The organism is Palleronia marisminoris (assembly GCF_900172315.1).
Classification (GTDB): Bacteria; Pseudomonadota; Alphaproteobacteria; order Rhodobacterales; family Rhodobacteraceae; genus Palleronia; species Palleronia marisminoris.
The window spans coordinates 94,484-112,758 of record NZ_FWFV01000008.1 but is presented as its reverse complement, the minus strand read 5'-3'; the positions used below and the strand labels follow the sequence as shown (position 1 = coordinate 112,758).

The window sequence follows — 18,275 nt, the reverse complement described above, 5'->3', positions numbered from 1 at the left end:
CCTGCAGCGCCCGTTGTTCCGGGCGTCTCGTGGTGCGTCCGCCTCAGGGGACACGGTTGTCAGACGCGGCTCAGCCGAACACGCGGTCCCGCTGGGTGCGGTATGCGCCTTCCGAGCGCTGGATCCAGCCCGACGACTTGCGGACCGATTCCGTGACCGAGTTGCGGATCTCCGCGAACAGGCGGTCGCTCATATACTGGTCCAGCGTCTCGGTCGAGACCCGAGCGAAGGCATCCCAGACGCTCGGGGGGAATTCGTTCAGCTGCACCCCGGCCGCGCGCAGCCGTTGCAGCGCCGCGCCGTTCTGCGACAGGAACCGCGACAGGGTCCACTGATGCGCCTCGAGCGCGGCCGACTTGACGATGGCGCGCTGCGCCGGCGTCAGGCTGGTGAAGACCGCGCGGTTCATGGCCAGCGACAGGCCGGCGCCGGGTTCGTGAAAGCCGGAGGTGTAGTAGTGCTTTGCGATCTTGTGGAAGCCGGCCTTCTCGTCCGCCCAGGGGCCGATCCACTCGGTCCCGTCGATGGCGCCCGATGACAGGGCCTCGAATACCCCGGCGCCCGGGATGCTCAGCACGTTCGCGCCCAACCTTCCAAGCGCCTCGCCGCCCAGACCCGGCATGCGGAAGCGCAGGCCGTCGAACCCCTCGGGGCTGTCGATCGGGGTCCGGAACCAGCCACCGGCCTGCGCGCCCGTGTTGCCCGCGAGAAAGGACTTGAGGCCGAAGATCTCGCCCAGCTGGTCATGGAGTTCCATGCCGCCGTCGAAATAGTACCAGTTGAGCATTTCCTGCGCGGTCAGGCCGAAGGGCACGGCGGTGAAGAACGCGTAGGCCGGGTGCTTGTCGGTGAAATAGTAGTCGGCGCCGTGATACATGTCGGCGCTGCCCGAGGTGACGGCGTCGAAGACCTCGTAGGCATCGAAGCGCTCGCCCGCCGCCACGACCTCGACGGTCAGGTTGCCGCCGGACATCTCGGTAATCCGGTCGGCGACGTGCTGCGCGGAATCGTGCACGCCGACCAGGTCACGGCCCCAGGTGGTCACCATCGTCAGGGTTCGCTTGTCCTGCGCGTAGGCCGGCGCGGCCAGACCAGCGGCAGCCGACCCGACAAGTGCCGAACTTCGCAGGAACGAGCGACGATCCATCAGTGTCCTCCCAGTGCTCCGCGCGCCGAGTATCGTCGAGAGAGGGGGACGCTCACAAGCGTCCCCCGAGGCAAATCCGCGTGACCGCACCGATCTTGCGACCGGCCGCGGGCCTTACAAGCCGAGGATCCGGTCGCGCTGCTGGGCGTAGACCCGCTCGGTCTCGCCGATCCAGGCGGAGTTCTCGCGCATGGACTCCTGATAGCTTGCGAGGATGCTCGCATAGAGCGGATCGTTCGTGTGCTGCTGCAACACCTCTTCGCTGGCGGTTCCGAACGCTTCCCAGACCTCGTCGGGGAACTCCAGGATCTGGACGCCCTGTTGGCGCAGCCGGTTCAGCGCCTCGGCATTGTTCTTCATGAACAGGGTCAGCGTCCACAGGTTGGCGGCCACCGAGGCCTTCTCGATGATCGCCTGGTGGGCCGGCGACAGCTCTTCGAAGACCGACAGGTTCACGCCCAGCGTCAGGCCCGGCCCCGGCTCGTGGAAGCCGGCGGTGTAGTAATACTTGGTGATCTCGTGGAAGCCCGCGGCCTCGTCGGCCCAGGGTCCGATCCACTCGGTCCCGTCGATCGCGCCCGAAGACAGCGCCTGGTACACCTCGGAACCCGGCAGGTTCTGGACACTCGCGCCAAGCTTGCCGAGCACCTCGGCCCCCTGCCCCGGCATGCGGAAGCGCAGGCCCTGGAAATCCTCGACGCCGGTGATCTCGCGGTTGAACCAGCCGCCAGATTGCGGGCCCGTGTTGCCAACGAGGAAAGGCTTGATCCCGAAGATCGCGCCAAGCTCCTGGTGCAGCTCCTGCCCATTGCCGTGGTAGTACCAGTTGTTCAGCTCTTGCGCGGTCATGCCGAAGGGCACGGTCGAGAAGAACGCGAAGGCGGGGTGCTGACCGGTGAAATAGTAGTCGGCGGCGTGGTACATGTCCGCCTGTCCGGCGGTCACGGCGTCGAAATTCTCGAACGCGCCGACGAGCTCGCCGGCCGCGCGCAGATCGACCGTGAGCTCACCGTCGGACATGGCGGTGATCGAGTCGGCGATGTACTGCGCGCTGTCGTGGACACCTGCGAGGCCGCGGCCCCAGCTCGTCACCATCGTCAGCGTCCGGTTGCCTTGCGCATAGGCGGGCGCGGCGAGGCCCGCTGCGGCGGCGCCGGTCGCGGCGCTGCTCAGAAATTGCCGGCGTTTCATGAAGTCTCCTCCCTCGTGAACAAAGATGTGCCGCGCAAGGGCTGCGGGACACAAGATTTCGCAAACGGGTGTAGGATACCAAGGCGGCGGGGAAAAGCCCTAGGTTCCGCCTTCCTCGCGCAGGACTCGGCTGACGAGCGCCCCGAGCAGGACCACAGTGGCCGAGACCCACAGCCACATCAGCAGGATCACCACGCCGCCGAGCGCGCCGAACGTCTCCTGGTAGGACCCGAACATCCGCACGTAGACGGCGAAACCCGCGGTGCCGGCCAGCCAAAGGGCGCAGGCGAGCGCTGCACCGGGAATGATCCAGCGCCACGGCGTATGCTCGCCCGAGGGTGCGATGCGGTAGGTCAGCGCGATCCCCGCACCGGCGATCACCAGCAGGACCGGCCATCGGGCGATGATGACCAGAAGCTCGGTACTGCTCCCCAAGGGCAACCACGCAAGCACCGCCGGCACCACCACGGCGACCGCCACGCACAGCAATACCCCCACCAGCATCCCGAAGGTCAGCACCAGCTTGATCGCCGTCGATTTGACGAGGCTGCGGTCATCCTCGCGGTCGTTGACCAGGTTCAGCCCGTCCATCAGCGCCTGCATCCCCTTGGACGCAGAATAGAGCGTCAGCAGAAGGCCCACGACCGCGACGAGGCCCAGCTGCTCGGGCGGACCACTCGCGACCTCTTGTGCCTGGCCGATGATGATCTCTTCGGCGGCCTGTGGCATCACGCTGCCCAGCGAGCCCAGCGTCTCGGCAACCTGCGACGGTTCCGCGACGATCCCCCCGATCGCCATCAGCGCACCGATGCCAGGGAAAAGCCCGAGCAGACCGTAGAACGCGACACCTGCCGCGATCAGCGTGAGCTTGGTCCGTCCCATCTCTGCCCAGACGCGCTTGGCCGTTCCGAACACCGCGTTCCCCCGTTCTTCTTGCAATTCCGACGTCACGTAACGGTTCGACCGTCAGGGCGTTCCGTCCTTTGCGGAAATGCCTGCCGATGCGGGTGCCCAAGCAACAATGCTGCGTCGGTTCGTCCTTTCGTGATACGAAACGTGTCGAATGGCGGTTGACCGTGCCGCATGTGGGGACTATCGCTCGCTTCACGACCTCGGAGACCGATCATGGCGAACCCTATCGTAGTAGTATGGCGAGACAGGCGCGCGGGGTGACATCCACCCCGGAGAGGACTTCCGACGCGCCCCCGACCTCACCCTCGGGGGCTTTTTCTTGGGCAAGACGCAAGACGGAGAGAACACGATGACCAAGCCCATCACCGGCGCCCAGATGGTAGTGCAGGCCCTGAAGGATCAGGGCGTGGACGTGGTGTTCGGATATCCGGGCGGCGCCGTGCTTCCGATCTATGACGAGATCTTCCTGCAGGAGGGGATCAAGCACATCCTCGTCCGGCACGAACAGGCCGCCGTCCACGCCGCCGAAGGCTATGCCCGCTCGACCGGCAAGGTCGGCGTCGCCATCGTCACCAGCGGGCCGGGTGCCACGAACGCGGTCACCGGCCTGACCGACGCGCTTATGGATTCGATCCCGATCCTGGTCATCTCGGGCCAGGTCCCGACCTTCATGATCGGCACCGACGGGTTCCAGGAGGCCGACACGATCGGCATCACCCGGCCCTGCACCAAGCACAACTGGCTGGTCCGGGACACGGACCGGCTTGCCCCCATCCTCCACGAAGCCTTCCACGTCGCGCGCAGCGGGCGGCCGGGGCCGGTGCTCGTCGACATCCCCAAGGACGTCCAGTTCGCCGCCGGCGCCTATGTCGAGAAGAGCAAGACCGATGTCAGCCGTTACCAGCCGCGCCTCAAGGGCGACCCGGCGATCCTGACCATGTTGGCCGAGGCGATGGCGACGGCCAAGCGCCCGATCATCTACTCGGGCGGCGGTGTCATCAACTCGGGCCCCGTGGCCAGCCAGCTTCTGCGAGAGCTGGCGGAGGAAACCGGCTTTCCCGTCACCTCGACCCTGATGGGCCTCGGCGCCTATCCGGCCAGCGGCGACAAGTGGCTCGGGATGCTGGGGATGCACGGCCTTTACGAAGCCAACCTCGCGATGCATGGCTGCGACCTGATGATCAACATCGGCGCCCGCTTCGACGACCGCATCACCGGCCGCACCGGCGATTTCAGTCCCAACAGCGTGAAGGCCCATATCGACATCGATCCCTCGTCGATCAACAAGGTCATCCATGTCGACATGCCGATCATCGGCGACGTCGCCCACGTGCTCGAGGATCTGCTGCGCATCTGGAAGAGCCAGGGCCGCAAGACCGACAAGGAAGCGCTGGCCGAATGGTGGCGCCAGATCGACGAATGGCGCGCGGTGGACTGCCTGGGCTTCGAGAACTCCGAGAAGGTCATCAAGCCGCAGCACGCGCTGAAGCGCCTCGAAGAGCTGACGCGCGGGATGGACCGCTACATCACCACCGAGGTCGGCCAGCACCAGATGTGGGCGGCGCAATACCTGCGCTTCGACGAGCCGAACCGGTGGATGACAAGCGGCGGCCTCGGCACGATGGGCTACGGCCAGCCGGCCTCGATGGGCGTGCAGATGGCGCATCCCGACAGCCTCGTCATCAACGTCGCAGGCGAGGCGTCGTGGCTGATGAACATGCAGGAAATGGGCACGATGGTGCAGTACCGCATGCCCGTGAAGCAGTTCATCCTGAACAACGAGCGGCTGGGCATGGTGCGCCAGTGGCAGGAGCTTCTGCATGGCGAGCGATACTCTCAAAGCTGGTCCGAGGCGCTCCCGGACTTCGTGAAGCTGGCCGAGGCGTTCGGCGCGAAGGGCATCAAGTGCAGCGATCCTGCCGATCTGGATGACGCGATCATGGAAATGCTGAACTACGACGGCCCGGTGATCTTCGACTGCCTCGTCGAGAAGCACGAGAACTGCTTCCCGATGATCCCGAGCGGCGAGGCGCACAACACGATGCTGCTGCCGAACGCAAAGACGCAGGGGCAGATCACCGGAACCGGCGCCGTCCTGGTCTGAACCGATGGAGGTGGGGGTTTTGCACCCCCACGCCCCCGCAGAGTATTTCCGGCAGGATGAAGACGGTCCCGGCGGCCGCCAACAAACGAGCACCCGATGAACCCAACCTACCCAGGAGGGACAACCCGATGAACCGGCTGAATATCGAACAGGGATCGTCCCGCCACTCGGCCTACGACCTGCGGAATCCGAATGCCGACCTGATCGAAAGGCACACGCTGGCCGTGATCGTAGACAACGAGGCCGGCGTATTGGCGCGCGTCATCGGCCTGTTCTCGGGGCGCGGCTACAACATCGAAAGCCTGACCGTGGCCGAGATCGACCATACCGGCCACACCTCGCGCATCACCATCGTGACCACCGGGACCCCGGCCGTGATCGAGCAGATCAAGGCGCAACTCGGGCGCATCGTGCCGGTTCACGAGGTCCACGACCTGACCGTCGAAGGCCCGAGCGTCGAGCGGGAACTGGCGCTGTTCAAGGTGTCGGGGGATGGCGAGAAGCGGGTCGAGGCGCTGCGCCTCGCGGACATCTTCCGCGCGAGCGTGGTCGATTCCACGCTGAAGAACTTCACGTTCGAAATCACGGGCTCGTCCGAGAAGATCGACGCTTTCGCCGACCTCATGCGGCCGCTCGGCCTGACCGAGATGGCCCGCACCGGCATCGCCGCGTTGGCCCGCGGCTGAGACGGAACGGGGCCGGCGGACCGGCCCCGTCGCGATCAGACCTGTTCGGTCTGCGCACCGCTGCCGGGCTTGGCCTTGCCCAGATCCGGCTTCTGGCCTTGCGGCTCGGGCTGCTTCTTGATCGTGAACTCGGCCTTGCCGTCCAGCGAGGGACCCGAGGTCCAGCGGCCTTCGGGGGTCGGCTCGTCCAGCGAGGTGTTCAGGAAGTAGTAGCTGTGCTCGGTGGCCTCGTGATCTTCGGGTGTCGAGTTCGGGATCGGCAGCTGCTTTTCCCACCCGCCGAGCTCTTCGATCACCGCCAGCCACTGCTGCTGGTGCATCGTGTCGCGCGCGATCAGGAAGGACAGCATGTCCTTCATGCCCGCGTCGTCGGTCATGTTGTAGAGGCGCGAGGCCAGCACGCGCCCGCCGGATTCGGCCGTCGCGTTGGCCATCATGTCAGCCGCCAGGTTGCCGGTGGCGTAGACATGGCTCATGTCGAAGGGCACGCCGTTGGCGTTGACCGGCATCGCCGACAGGCCGGATGACAGGATGTGGCGCGGGTTGGCGCCGCCCATGATCGCGTGGACGATCGGGTCCTTCGCCGCTTCTTCCTGCGCCGAGACCGGCGCGCCTTCGAGATTCAGCGCGACCGCGTGGCCCAGGAACTCGATATGGCTGAGCTCTTCGGTGGCGGTCATCATCAGCATGTCGCGATATTTCGCGTCACCCCGGGCACCCATGGCCTGAAAGAAATACTGCATGGCGACGCGAATCTCGCCCTCGATGCCGCCGATCGCCTGCTGGAGATACTTCGCGAAAACCGGATCCGGCTTGTCGACGCGGACCTGGTACTGAAGCTTGGAGGAATGGTGGAACATCGTATTTTCCTACTGCACTGTTGCGAACTGTCGAACACGCAGTCGCTGCGGCTGCGCTGACCCGGCAACTATCTTCGTCCCCCACGGTTCCCCGCCCGTGGCGTCAACACGAGCAGACGGCTCGGGCTTCCGTTGGCAGGCGCATCCGGCTCCGGAACCCGCGGCGAGGCGGCACCGTTTCCAGCACATGACATTGCATCCCGACCTGAACCGCCTCGAACGACTGGATCGCCTCTCGCGCCGCATGGACACGGCGTTCCGCATTCCGATCATCGGACGGCGGATCGGGTGGGACGGTCTGCTCGGCCTCGTCCCCGGCATCGGCGACGCCCTGACCGTCGCCCCGGCGGCCTATATCGTGCTAGAGAGTCACAGGATGGGCCTGCCGCCCGAGAAGGTCGCCCGGCAGGTCGTGAATGTCGGAATAGACTCGCTCGTCGGCTTGATCCCGCTGGTGGGTGACGTGTTCGACATCGGGTTCAAGGCGAACCGCCGGAACGTGGGGATCCTGCGCGAGCATGTCGAAGCCCGCGTCGCGGCCGCGGCAAGGCCTGTCGGCGGCGAGACGGTCGAGTCGCGGCCCGTTCGCCGCAGCTGAGGCAACCGCAAAGAAAAAGGGCGCGACCGGTTTCCCCCGGCCGCGCCCTTTGGCAAAGCTGAAGCCAGCTCAGCCGACGATCTCGAGGTCCGCGAAGAAGAACGAGATTTCGTCCTTCGCGGTCTCGGGCGCGTCCGAGCCGTGGACGGAGTTCTCGCCAACCGACTCGGCGAACTCGGCGCGAATCGTGCCTGAATCGGCGTCGGCGGGGTTCGTCGCGCCCATCACTTCGCGGTTCTTGGCGATCGCGCCTTCTCCTTCGAGAACCTGCACGACGACCGGCTCGGACGCCATGAACTCGCACAGTTCGTCGTAGAAGGGACGCTCGGCGTGGACCTTGTAGAACTCGCCGGCCTGGGCCTTGGTCAGCTGGATTCGCTTCTGCGCGACGATGCGCAGGCCGGCATCCTCGAACTTGGCGTTGATCTTGCCGGTCAGGTTACGGCGCGTCGCGTCGGGCTTGATGATCGAAAGGGTGCGTTCGGTGGCCATGGGTGCCTCATGTCTTGGCAGCCCACCCCGTGCGGGCTGCACATCTCGGCGCCCTGCTACCATGCGTCTCCTGCCCTGAAAAGCGACTGTTGCCCGGTTGCGTGCACCAAAAGAGCGCGGACGGCCGAAGCGGCTTTTCCCCGTGACGGGCCGGTGCTACCTCGCGCGCATGCTTCGCATCAACGATATCTCATTCGCCATCGCCGGCCGCCCCCTGTTCGAGGGCGCCTCCGCCGACATCCCCGAGGGCCACAAGGTCGGCGTCGTCGGCCGCAACGGCACCGGCAAGACCACGCTCTTCCGCCTGATCCGGGGCGAGCTTGCGCTGGAAGGCGGCAGCATCGGCCTGCCGAAGCACGCCCGCATCGGCGGCGTGCGGCAGGAGGTGCCGTCCTCGGACGTCTCGCTGCTGGATACCGTGCTGGCGGCCGATCCCGAGCGGTCGGGCCTTATGGCCGAGGCCGAGACGGCCGCAGACCCCACCCGCATCGCCGAAATCCAGACCCGCCTCGCCGATATCGACGCGTGGTCGGCCGAGGCACGGGCCACCCAGATCCTGCGTGGCCTCGGCTTCACCCAGGCCGAGATCGCCATGCCCTGCTCGGCCTTCTCGGGCGGGTGGCGGATGCGCGTGGCGCTGGCCGGCGTGCTCTTCGCCCAGCCAGACGTGCTGCTGCTGGACGAACCGACGAACTACCTCGACCTCGAGGGCGCGCTCTGGCTCGAAGCCTATCTCGCGCGCTACCCCCACACGGTCATCGTGATCTCGCACGACCGCGGGCTTCTGAACCGGTCGGTCACGTCGATCCTGCATCTCGAGGACCGCAAGCTGACGCTCTATTCGGGCGGCTACGACACCTTCGCCCGGACCCGCGCCGCACGGCTTGCCGCGAAAGAGGCTGAGATCAGCAAGCAGGAAACGCGCCGCGCCCACCTGCAATCCTTCGTGGACCGCTTCCGCGCCAAGGCCAGCAAGGCCAAGCAGGCCCAGTCGCGGCTGAAGATGATCGAGCGGATGGAGACGATCCAGACCCCGCAGGAGGCCGCCCTGCGCGCCTTCTCCTTCCCCGAGCCCGAGGAGCTGTCGCCCCCCATCATCAACACCGAATCCGTCAGCGTCGGCTATGGCGACACCGTTGTGCTGTCGAAGCTGAACCTGCGGATCGACCAGGACGACCGCATCGCGCTTCTGGGGCGGAACGGCGAGGGCAAGTCGACTCTGTCCAAGCTGCTCGCCGGCCGGCTCGACGCCATGGGCGGACGGATGACGACGGCGACCAAGCTGCGCGTCGGATACTTCGCCCAGCACCAGGTGGACGAGCTGCGCATCGACGAGACACCGCTCGACCACCTGCGCCGGATGCGCCCTGGCGAGACGCCGGCGCGGCTGCGCGCGCGTCTGGCCGGCTTCGGCCTTACCGCGGACCAGGCCGACATGGCGGTGGCCGGCCTGTCCGGCGGCCAGAAGGCGCGACTGTCGCTTCTGATCGCGACGCTCGACGCGCCGCATCTTCTTATCCTCGACGAGCCGACGAACCACCTCGACATCGAAAGCCGAGAGGCGCTGGTCGAGGCGCTGACCGCCTATTCCGGCGCCGTGATCCTCGTCAGCCACGACATGCACCTGCTGTCCCTTGTCGCCGACCGCCTGTGGCTGGTGAAAGGTGGGCGCGTCGAGCCTTACGAGGACGACCTCGACGCCTATCGCAAGATGCTGCTGTCGGGTGAGGATCAGGCAAAGCCCGAAAAACCCAAGGCCCAGCCGAAGGCTCCGAAGCCCTCGCGCGACCAGGTGATGGCGCTGCGGTCCGAGGTGCGCAAGGCCGAGGCCCGCGTCGAGAAGCTGTCGGACATGAGCGACAAGCTGGCCAAGAAGCTGGCCGACCCGGCGCTCTACGACGATACGCGCGTGGGCGAACTCGAGACCTGGAACAAGAAATATGCCGAGGTCCGGACGGCGATGGAGCGGGCCGAGGCGCTATGGATGGCCGCTCTCGAGAAGCTGGACGCGGCCGAGACGGCATGACCCCGGAATTCCTGGTCACCGCGTTCGTCACCCTCTTCGTGGTGATCGACCCTGTCGGGACCACGCCGATCTTCGTCGCGCTGACCAACGGCATGACCACGGCGCGGCGGCGCGCCATCGCGTTTCGCGCCTGCGTGGTCGGCTTCCTGATCCTTGTCGCGTTCGGCCTGTTCGGCGAAGCGGTTCTGGGCTTCATCGGCATCTCGATGCCCGCCTTCCGCATCGCCGGGGGTCTGTTGCTGTTCCTCACCGCGCTCGAAATGCTGTTCGGCCGCCGGACGCAGCGCCGCCAGTCCCAGACCGAGATCGTGGACGAGGACCCCTCGGACGACCCTTCGGTCTTTCCCCTCGCGATCCCCCTGCTGGCGGGGCCGGGATCCATCGCCTCGCTGATCCTGCTGACCGACCAGGGCGGCGGCGGGTGGCTGACGCTGTCGGGCCTCATCGTGGTGATCGCCGTGATCTACGTGATCTGCTACGGGCTGTTCCTGGCCGCCGGCACCATCGAGCGGGGGCTGGGCGAGACGGGCATCCTCGTCGTGACGCGCCTGCTGGGAATGCTGCTGGCGGCGCTGTCTGTGCAGTTCGTGCTGGACGGGCTGACGAACGCGGGGCTCGGTCCCTGACTTCCCATCCCGCCATTCGGCCCCCATATCAGGGGCATGGCAGGAAACGACACCGCATCCCTCATCTACCTCGTCCTTCTGGGCACCGCGATCCTCGGCTATTTCATCGCCGCGAACCGGCAGGGCCTTGGCACCACGATGCGCCAGCTTGCGCTATGGGCACTGATCTTCCTCGGCGTGATCGCCGCCGCCGGCCTCTGGCCCTCGATCCGGGACGAGGTCGTGCCGCGGCAGAGCTACACCTCCACCGGCAGTCTCGAGGTGCCGCGCGGGCTCGACGGGCATTACCACGTGACCCTCGGCATCAATGGCGAGCCGATCTCGTTCGTGGTGGATACCGGCGCGTCGGACATCGTCCTCAGCCAGCAGGACGCCCGCCGCGCGGGGATCGAGCCGGACAGCCTCGCCTATCTCGGCCGGGCCCAGACGGCCAACGGGACCGTGCCGCTGGCCCGCGTCAGCCTCGACCGGGTGAGCCTGGGCGAAGAGGTCGAGCGCGGCGTCCCGGCCAGCGTGAATGGCGGCGAGATGAACGGCTCGCTTCTTGGAATGAGCTATCTCAGCCGATTCGGTCGCATCTCGATCGAGAACGACGTCCTCACATTGACGCGATAAGCCCCCATTTCGCGCCCGAATTGCAAGAATTCGGCTTTTGGATGGAACGCACCCCGGGGGGTACCTTGTTCTCCCTGTGAATCCGAAGAAACACAGGAGAACGACCATGAAGCTTCTCACCGCTACCACCCTCGCCCTCGCCACCGCCACCGGTTCGGCCGCTTTCGCCGAACAGCACGTGATGGAGAACGAGGTGACCACGAGCCTCGACCTGCAGGAACTGCAGAGCGAACTGATCCGGAGCCGCGACATCACCGGCAGCCCGATCTACTCCTCCGCTGAAGCGCAGGGGGAAACCTGGGATTCCACGACCGTATACGATACGGTTGGCGCCGACTGGAACCAGATCGGCGAGATCGAAGACATCGTTCTCGACCAGTCGGGCGAGATGCGCGGCATCGTGGCCGAGGTCGGCGGGTTCCTCGACATCGCGGACAAGCACGTCCTGATCTCGGTGGATGACGTCAGCCTGATGGCCGCGGACGAGTACGCCTATGTCACGCGCCTGACCGAGGAAGAACTCGAGGCGCAGCAAGACGTTGACGAAGGCTGGTGGGATTGATCACGCCTGACATCTGACCTTCCAGAGGCCCTCTTCGGAGGGCCTCTTTCGTTTGCGATCGGGCGGCTTCAGCTTTCCGCCTTCTTCTCCCACTGGCCCGACTCCTCCGACCAGTATTGCGCATTGGCCCCGGCCCCCGTGAGGGTCCGCCATTGGGTGCGCGCCCGGTCCAGCGCCGAAGGATCGTTCCCGTCGAAGATCACGCAGACCCGTTCCGCCGCGACGACCTCGTCGGCCGTGACGTCGGCACCCTCCACGCTCATCACGCAGGGGCGCCCGTCGGCAGGCAGCGGATCGGCCGTCAGCAGCACGGGCTGGGCTGCGTCATGCGCGCCTCCCGCGAGGCCATGAGGCAGGAAGCTGTCCTCGGCATAGCTCCACAGATGCAGGTCGAGCGCCTCGATCCGGCGCGCGTTCCGCCCCCGCACGAGCACGCGCCATCCCTGCTTCAACGACCGCTCGAGCAGTTGTGGCAGCACCTCCTCGAGCGGCCGGCGGGTCAGGTGGTAGAAGTAGGCGGCGCCCATCTCATGCCTCGCAGGTGTCCCGGATGAACCGGTCGAGCGCGCGGACGCCCCAACCCGAGGCCCCCTTCGGCGCATAGGGCGAGTCGAACGAGGTCGAGGCGACGCCCGCGATGTCGATGTGGCACCAGCGCGTGCCCTCCTTGACAAAGCGGTGCAGGAACTCGGCCGCGGTGATCGTGCCCGCGGGCCGGCCACCCACGTTCTTCACGTCCGCGATCCGGCTTTTCAGCTGGTCCGCATATTCCTTGCCCAGCGGCAGGCGCCACGCGCCCTCGCCCTCGGTCCCGGCGGCCTTCAGGATGCCGTTCACGAAGCCGTCGTCGTTCGACAGAAGGCCCGCGTTGTGGTGGCCCAGCCCGATGATGACCGCCCCGGTCAGCGTCGCGAGGTCGATCAGGCCCGAGGGCTCGAACGTCTCCTGCGCGTACCACATGACATCGGCCAACACGAGGCGACCTTCGGCGTCGGTGTTGATGACCTCGATCGTGTCGCCCTTCATCGACGTCACCACGTCGCCGGGGCGGTAGGCGCGGCCCGAGGGCATGTTCTCGACCAGCCCGACCAGACCGACCACGTTGGCCTTGGCCTTGCGCATCGCCAGCGTCTTCATCACGCCGGCCACCACCGCCGAGCCGCCCATGTCCATGGTCATGTCTTCCATGCCCGCGCCAGGCTTGAGGCTGATGCCCCCCGTGTCGAACACCACGCCCTTGCCGACCAGCGCCAGCGGAGCTTCGTCGCCACCGCCCATCCACTTCATCACGACAACCTTCGACGGGCTGTCGGACCCCTGCCCCACGGCCAGAAGCGCGCCCATGCCCAGCTCGCGCAGCTTGTCCTCTTCCAGCACCTCGACCTCGAGCCCGTGTTCGGACAGGGCCTGCAGGCGCTCGGCATAGGTGGTGGTGGTCAGCACGTTGGCGGGGTCGTTCACCAGGTCGCGGCAGAAGAACACGCCTTCGGCCAGCGCCGTCAGGTCGGTCGCGTCGACGTCGTCCGGCTTGGCGATCATCGCCATGATCTCGCCCGCGGGCTTGCCGTCGGGTTTCGACTTCTGGTCGGTGTAGTCATAGCGGCGCAGCATCGCGCCCAGCACCACCTCGCGCGCGTGCTTCACGCGGCCGAGGCACAGGGTCAGGCCGCCTTTCGCGGACGCCTGTGCGATCGCCACACCGGTCTTGCGCGCCAGGTCGGCCTCGGCCTTGCGGCCCAGCTTGACCACCAGAAGCCGCTCGGCCGCCATCCCCGAGGGCCAGGACAGCGAGACCACCTCGCCCTCGTCGGCCTTCTGCCAGGCCTCGGCCGCCGTGGCACGTTCGACCGCGCCGCGCGACAGCTTGTTGGCGCGGCGGGCCATCGTGTCCATCTCGCCTTCGGTGCCGACGAGGACGGCGACGGTTCCCTCGGCCGTGGCCAGGGCGTCGATGTCGGGCTCGGATAGGCGGATCGGGGCGGGTGCGGTCATGGTGGTCTCCGTTCGTGTGTCCGCCTCTTGTTAGGAGGCACAGCGCCTGTTGGCCAGAAGTCTGTTTCCGGCCGCCACCCGGTGCGGTAGGCTCTGGTCGGAGGACGATCACGAAGGACAGAGCTTGCCGAAATACGACAGATACCTGCTGTCGCAGTTCCTGAGCCTGTTCGGCTTCTTCAGCCTCGTGCTCGTCGCGGTCTACTGGGTGAACCGCGCCGTCAGCCTGTTCGACCGACTGATCGCGAACGGCCATTCGGCGGCCGTGTTCCTCGAGTTCTCGCTTCTGGCGCTGCCGAACGTCGTGCGGCTGGTGCTGCCGGTGGCCGCCTTTGCCGCCGCGGTATGGGTCGCCAACCGGATGCGCGCCGAAAGTGAGCTGGTCATCGCGCAGGCCGCCGGGCTGTCGCCGATGCGAGGCGCGCGCGCCGCGGTGGTGTTCGGCGCGACCTGCGCGGTCATCACGCTGATCCTTACCCATGTCCTTGCGCCGATCGCAGAAGGGCGGCTCGACGTTCGCGACGACGAGATCGCGATGGACGTCAGCGCGGGGCTTCTGACCCCGGGGCAGTTCATCCACCCCGTCGACGGCGTGACCCTGTTCATCGACGAGATCGGCAATGACGGAACGCTGGGGCAGGTCTTTCTGAGCGACCGGCGCAGCGAAAAGCGGCAGACGACTTATACCGCCGATCGCGCGATCCTCGCCAGCCGCGACGGAGAAGCGTTCCTCGTCCTCTTCGACGGTCTCTCGCAGACCCTCAACTACGAGACGAACCGGCTCGAGACCACATCCTTCGACGAATACACGGTCCGCGTAGATCCCGGCGGTAGCGAGGGTGGCGGCCGCGTCCGGCTAGGCGGGCTGCCGACCATCGCGATCATGGCGGACTTCGCCGGCACCGTCGCGGCGACCGGCGATACCCCGCGCGAAATCGCTACGGAGATTGCCGAGCGTACCTCGCAGGGATTGCAAAGCTTCGTCGCCCCGATCCTGGGGTTCGCCGCGATGATGCTCGGTGGGTTCTCGCGGTTTTCGGCGTGGCGCCAGGTCACCGGCGCGATCGTGGCCCTCGTGATATACGAGCTGGCCTACCGCGTCACGTTCGACGCGGCACTGAACACGACGGCGCCGGTCTGGGTGATCCTCCTGCCCTCGCTGGCCTTCGCGGCGCTGTCGCTGGCCTGCCTCCAGGTCGCCGGGATGGGCCGTATCGGGCGCGGACGGAGGATCGCGCCATGATCCTGCACGCCTACTTCGCCCGTCGCTTCGCCGCGACGTTCTTCCTGGTCCTCGGGATCTTCCTCGGGGTCGTGCTGCTGATCGACCTGGTGGACCAGGTCCGGCGGTTCGAAGGCGACGGAGTTGCCTTTTCCGCACTGGTCGGCCTGACGCTGCTGTCGGTGCCCCAGACGCTCTACACCATCCTGCCGCTCATCACGATCATCGCGACGCTGACCCTGTTCCTGACGTTGGCACGAACCTCGGAACTCGTGGTCAGCCGCGCCTCGGGGCGGTCGGCGATCAAGGCGCTCTATGGGCCGGTGGCGGTGATGCTGCTGATCGGGATCGTGGCCGTCGGGGCCTATAACCCCGTGGTGGCCGCTGCCACGGCGCAATACGACCGGTTGTCAGACCGCTTGCGGGGCATCCCTGCCCCGACCCTGTCGGTCGGGGACGAGGGGCTGTGGCTGCGGCAGGCAGACGGCATGGGCGGGCGCACCGTGATCGCCGCCGAAGCCATGGGCGGCGGCGGGACCGAGCTGGAAGACGTCAGCTTCTACCGGTTCGACGCCGAGGGAACGGTGCGGGCGCGCGTCGATGCCACAAGCGCCACGCTCGCCGATGGGCAGTGGGCGTTGCGCGACGCGAAAAGGTGGGACTTCACCCTGCCCAACCCCGAGGCCGACGCCCGCCGCTTCGACACCTGGAACGTCCCCTCGGACCTGTCCGCGGACTATATCGCCGACAGCTTCGCCGACCCCGACGAAATCCCGATCTGGAAGCTGCCGGGATTCATCGCCGACATGGAGGCCGCCGGCTTCTCGCCGCAGCGCCACCTCGTCTATTTCCATTCCGAGCTCGCGACACCGCTGATGCTGACCGCGATGATGCTGGTCGGCGCGGGCTTCACCATGCGGCACACGCGGTTCGGTCGCACGGGGTCCATGGTGCTGGCCGCGCTCGCCACCGGCTTCGGGCTTTTCTTCCTGCGCGATTTCGCGCAGATCCTGGGGGAGAACGGTCAGATCTCTCCGATACTGGCCGCCTGGGGACCGCCCGTGGCATCGCTTTGCCTGCCGCTGGGGCTGATACTGCACTGGGAGGACGGTTGATGCGGGCCTGGCTCGCCGCCCTGACGATCGCGACATGGCCCGTCCTGGCAGAGGCCCAGGGCACGGCCGCGCTGGTGGCCGATACCGTCTACCTGCAAGAGAACGACATCCTCGTGGCCGAGGGCGATGTGCAGGTGTCCTACGAGGGCACGCTGCTGTCGGCCAGCCGCATCACCTACGACCAATCCGCCAACACGCTTGCGATCGAGGGGCCGCTGACCCTGACCGACGAGGACGGCACGATCCTGCTGGCCGACAGCGCCGCGCTCGAGGACGAGCTGCGCGAGGGGATCCTCACCTCGGCCCGGCTTGTGCTGAACCGCCAGCTACAGCTTGCCGCGACCGAGATCGCCCGCGTGGACGACCGCTACACGCAGCTGTCGAACACAGTCGCGTCCTCGTGCGACGTCTGCAACGACAGCGACCGCCCCTTGTGGGAGATCCGCGCCCGCCGCGTCATCTATGACGAGGTCGAGGAACAGCTCTATTTCGACCGCGCGCAGTTCCGCATCATGGGCGTGCCGGTGGCCTATATCCCCCGGCTGCGCCTGCCGTCCGCGAACAACGAGCGGTCGACCGGCCTTCTCTCGCCGCGCCTCGTCTTCAACAGCGACCTCGGGTTCGGGGCGAAGATCCCCTACTTCATCGCGCTCGGCCCCTATGCCGACCTGACGCTGACGCCCTACATCGCCTCGGGTACGCGCACGCTCGAGGCGCGCTACCGCCAGAACTTCACCTTCGGCGCAGTGAACGTCGCCGGGGCTTTCTCGGACGACGACATCGTCACCGACGATCAACGCAGCTACCTGTTCGCCGATGCCGCGTTCACCCTGCCGCGCGACCTCCTTCTCGAGATCGAGATCCAGAACGTGTCCGACAGAGATTACCTGGGCGACTACGACTACGCATCCGTCCCGCTGTTGCGCGATCGGGCGAAGCTCTCGACGGCCGGGCGCGACGGCATGTTCCGCGCAGAGGTGGCGAACTACACGCCGCTCAGGTCCGACGACATCGCCATCGCCGACCAATTGCCGTCGGTCGTCGCCGATGCCTACATCGAACGGCGGGCCGATATAGGGCCGGGGCAGCTCACCTTCGGCCTGGACGCCTCGGCGATCGAGCGTGAAAGCAGCGCGGATGCCCTTGGCCGCGACGTGGCCGAGCTGGGCACCTTCGCCGAATACCGGACCCGCCGCACCTTCGCATCCGGCCTCGTCCTGTCGAACCAGGCCCGAGTCACGGCCGGCGTCTACAAGGTCGGGGACGACAGCGGCTTCGACGACGTGGCCCGATCCTCTGCGGCCGTCTCGACGGAATTGCGGTTGCCCCTGCAGAAATCCGGGCCCGGTGGCAGCTATCACCTGCTGGAGCCGGTCATCGGTGTTGCATGGTCCGAATCCGACGACGCCGTGCCGAACGAGGACAGCAACCTGGTCGAGTTCGACGAAGGCAACCTCCTCGCGCTGTCCCGCTTTCCCGGCGACGACCGGATCGAACAGGGCGTCACGGCCAATATCGGCCTCGGCTATACCGGCCGCTTCGAGGACGCCGAGCTTGGCCTCACCATGGGGCGGGTGTTCCGACACGACGCCGACGCCGACTTCTTCCCCGGCAGCGGCCTCGATGGAACCGCGTCGGACTGGCTCACCTCGGTCAGCCTGGACTGGGCGTCGTTCGACCTTGGCGCTCGCGCGCTGATCGATACGGGTTTCGACGCGACCAAGGTCGAGGCCCTGGCAGGATACAGCGGCGAAGGGTACGGCCTGTCCGGCACGTATCTCTATCTTGACGCCGAACCACTCGAGAACCGGCCCGACGACACGCACGAGATCAGCCTTGCCGGGAATACCCGCCTGGGCCGACACTGGACCGTCAGCGCCGGCGGCCGCTACGACATCGACACCGACGGCATCGACCAGGCCACCTTCGGGCTGAGCTACCAGACCGAGTGCATCGTGATCGGTCTCGATGCCAGCCGGACCTACTATCGCAACGACGACGACGAGGACCCCACCAGTTCGATCACCTTCGCGGTCGAGCTGCTTGGCTTCGGCTCGGACGCCGTGGACGAAAGCTATCGCACCCAGTGCCGGGGATGATATATGCCCGGCCCAAACGCCTGACCCG

Annotated in this window: 17 protein-coding genes; 10 read left to right on the top strand and 7 right to left on the bottom strand. The window is 66.8% G+C overall.

Annotated elements, in window-relative coordinates:
* Positions 1-70 precede the first annotated feature (70 nt).
* From PAM7066_RS13835 to PAM7066_RS13825, 3 genes are all read right to left on the bottom strand, one after another.
* Entirely contained in the window at positions 71-1,147 is a 1,077-nt protein-coding gene (locus PAM7066_RS13835) for a TRAP transporter substrate-binding protein (protein WP_085854819.1), read from the bottom strand.
* Positions 1,148-1,261: 114 nt separating this feature from the next.
* Complete coding sequence (locus PAM7066_RS13830) at positions 1,262-2,338, bottom strand: TRAP transporter substrate-binding protein (protein ID WP_085854818.1); 1,077 nt, start codon at positions 2,336-2,338, stop codon at positions 1,262-1,264.
* A 99-nt stretch (positions 2,339-2,437) separates the two neighbouring features.
* Entirely contained in the window at positions 2,438-3,253 is an 816-nt protein-coding gene (locus PAM7066_RS13825) for a YihY/virulence factor BrkB family protein (protein WP_139838417.1), read from the bottom strand.
* 346 nt (positions 3,254-3,599) lie between these two features.
* Here PAM7066_RS13825 and PAM7066_RS13820 point away from each other — a divergent pair, with 346 nt between their 5' ends.
* Together PAM7066_RS13820 and ilvN are read left to right on the top strand one after the other, a co-directional pair.
* On the top strand, positions 3,600-5,354 hold the full coding sequence (locus tag PAM7066_RS13820; RefSeq protein WP_085854816.1) for an acetolactate synthase 3 large subunit: 1,755 nt from the start codon (positions 3,600-3,602) through the stop codon (positions 5,352-5,354).
* Between the two features lie 128 nt (positions 5,355-5,482).
* Positions 5,483-6,040, top strand: a complete 558-nt coding sequence (ilvN, locus tag PAM7066_RS13815; RefSeq protein WP_085854815.1) for an acetolactate synthase small subunit — start codon at positions 5,483-5,485, stop codon at positions 6,038-6,040.
* 35 nt (positions 6,041-6,075) lie between these two features.
* Here the strand turns inward: ilvN and PAM7066_RS13810 are convergent, their stop codons facing one another.
* Positions 6,076-6,900: a manganese catalase family protein gene (locus PAM7066_RS13810; RefSeq protein ID WP_085854814.1), complete on the bottom strand. Its 825-nt coding sequence runs from the start codon at positions 6,898-6,900 to the stop codon at positions 6,076-6,078.
* Positions 6,901-7,087: 187 nt separating this feature from the next.
* Between PAM7066_RS13810 and PAM7066_RS13805 the strand changes: the two genes are divergently transcribed.
* Positions 7,088-7,498, top strand: coding sequence for a DUF4112 domain-containing protein (locus PAM7066_RS13805; RefSeq protein ID WP_085854813.1), 411 nt, complete (start codon positions 7,088-7,090; stop codon positions 7,496-7,498).
* Positions 7,499-7,567: 69 nt separating this feature from the next.
* On the opposite strand, the gene ndk is transcribed toward PAM7066_RS13805, so the two are convergent.
* Complete coding sequence (gene ndk, locus PAM7066_RS13800; protein WP_085854812.1) at positions 7,568-7,990, bottom strand: nucleoside-diphosphate kinase; 423 nt, start codon at positions 7,988-7,990, stop codon at positions 7,568-7,570.
* 169 nt (positions 7,991-8,159) lie between these two features.
* Here ndk and PAM7066_RS13795 point away from each other — a divergent pair, with 169 nt between their 5' ends.
* The 4 genes from PAM7066_RS13795 (at position 8,160) to PAM7066_RS13780 (ending at position 11,819) form a co-directional block, all read left to right on the top strand.
* Entirely contained in the window at positions 8,160-10,016 is a 1,857-nt protein-coding gene (locus tag PAM7066_RS13795; protein ID WP_085854894.1) for an ABC-F family ATP-binding cassette domain-containing protein, read from the top strand.
* Positions 10,013-10,642: a MarC family protein gene (locus tag PAM7066_RS13790; protein ID WP_085854811.1), complete on the top strand. Its 630-nt coding sequence runs from the start codon at positions 10,013-10,015 to the stop codon at positions 10,640-10,642. The genes PAM7066_RS13795 and PAM7066_RS13790 overlap by 4 nt, the downstream gene beginning before the upstream one ends.
* A 36-nt stretch (positions 10,643-10,678) precedes the next feature.
* Positions 10,679-11,257: a retropepsin-like aspartic protease family protein gene (locus PAM7066_RS13785; RefSeq protein WP_085854810.1), complete on the top strand. Its 579-nt coding sequence runs from the start codon at positions 10,679-10,681 to the stop codon at positions 11,255-11,257.
* Between the two features lie 106 nt (positions 11,258-11,363).
* Positions 11,364-11,819 carry a PRC-barrel domain-containing protein gene (locus PAM7066_RS13780; protein ID WP_085854809.1) on the top strand — a complete coding sequence of 152 codons (456 nt, stop codon included), beginning with the start codon at positions 11,364-11,366 and terminating at the stop codon, positions 11,817-11,819.
* Between the two features lie 68 nt (positions 11,820-11,887).
* Here PAM7066_RS13780 and PAM7066_RS13775 read toward each other — a convergent pair whose 3' ends face one another.
* Complete coding sequence (locus PAM7066_RS13775; RefSeq protein WP_085854808.1) at positions 11,888-12,346, bottom strand: DNA polymerase III subunit chi; 459 nt, start codon at positions 12,344-12,346, stop codon at positions 11,888-11,890.
* Position 12,347: 1 nt separating this feature from the next.
* The gene (locus PAM7066_RS13770; protein ID WP_085854807.1) at positions 12,348-13,811 is read right to left on the bottom strand and encodes a leucyl aminopeptidase; all 1,464 of its coding nucleotides are present in this window, start codon (positions 13,809-13,811) and stop codon (positions 12,348-12,350) included.
* A 124-nt stretch (positions 13,812-13,935) separates the two neighbouring features.
* Between PAM7066_RS13770 and lptF the strand changes: the two genes are divergently transcribed.
* The 3 genes from lptF to PAM7066_RS13755 are packed head-to-tail and all read left to right on the top strand — an operon-like array spanning position 13,936 to position 18,247.
* Positions 13,936-15,054 (top strand): LPS export ABC transporter permease LptF, encoded by a 1,119-nt coding sequence (lptF, locus tag PAM7066_RS13765; protein WP_175484654.1) that lies wholly within the window; start codon positions 13,936-13,938, stop codon positions 15,052-15,054.
* On the top strand, positions 15,051-16,148 hold the full coding sequence (gene lptG, locus PAM7066_RS13760; RefSeq protein ID WP_085854805.1) for an LPS export ABC transporter permease LptG: 1,098 nt from the start codon (positions 15,051-15,053) through the stop codon (positions 16,146-16,148). Before lptF ends, lptG begins: the two co-directional genes overlap by 4 nt.
* Entirely contained in the window at positions 16,148-18,247 is a 2,100-nt protein-coding gene (locus tag PAM7066_RS13755; protein WP_085854804.1) for an LPS-assembly protein LptD, read from the top strand. Before lptG ends, PAM7066_RS13755 begins: the two co-directional genes overlap by 1 nt.
* The last annotated feature ends 28 nt before the right edge of the window (positions 18,248-18,275 follow it).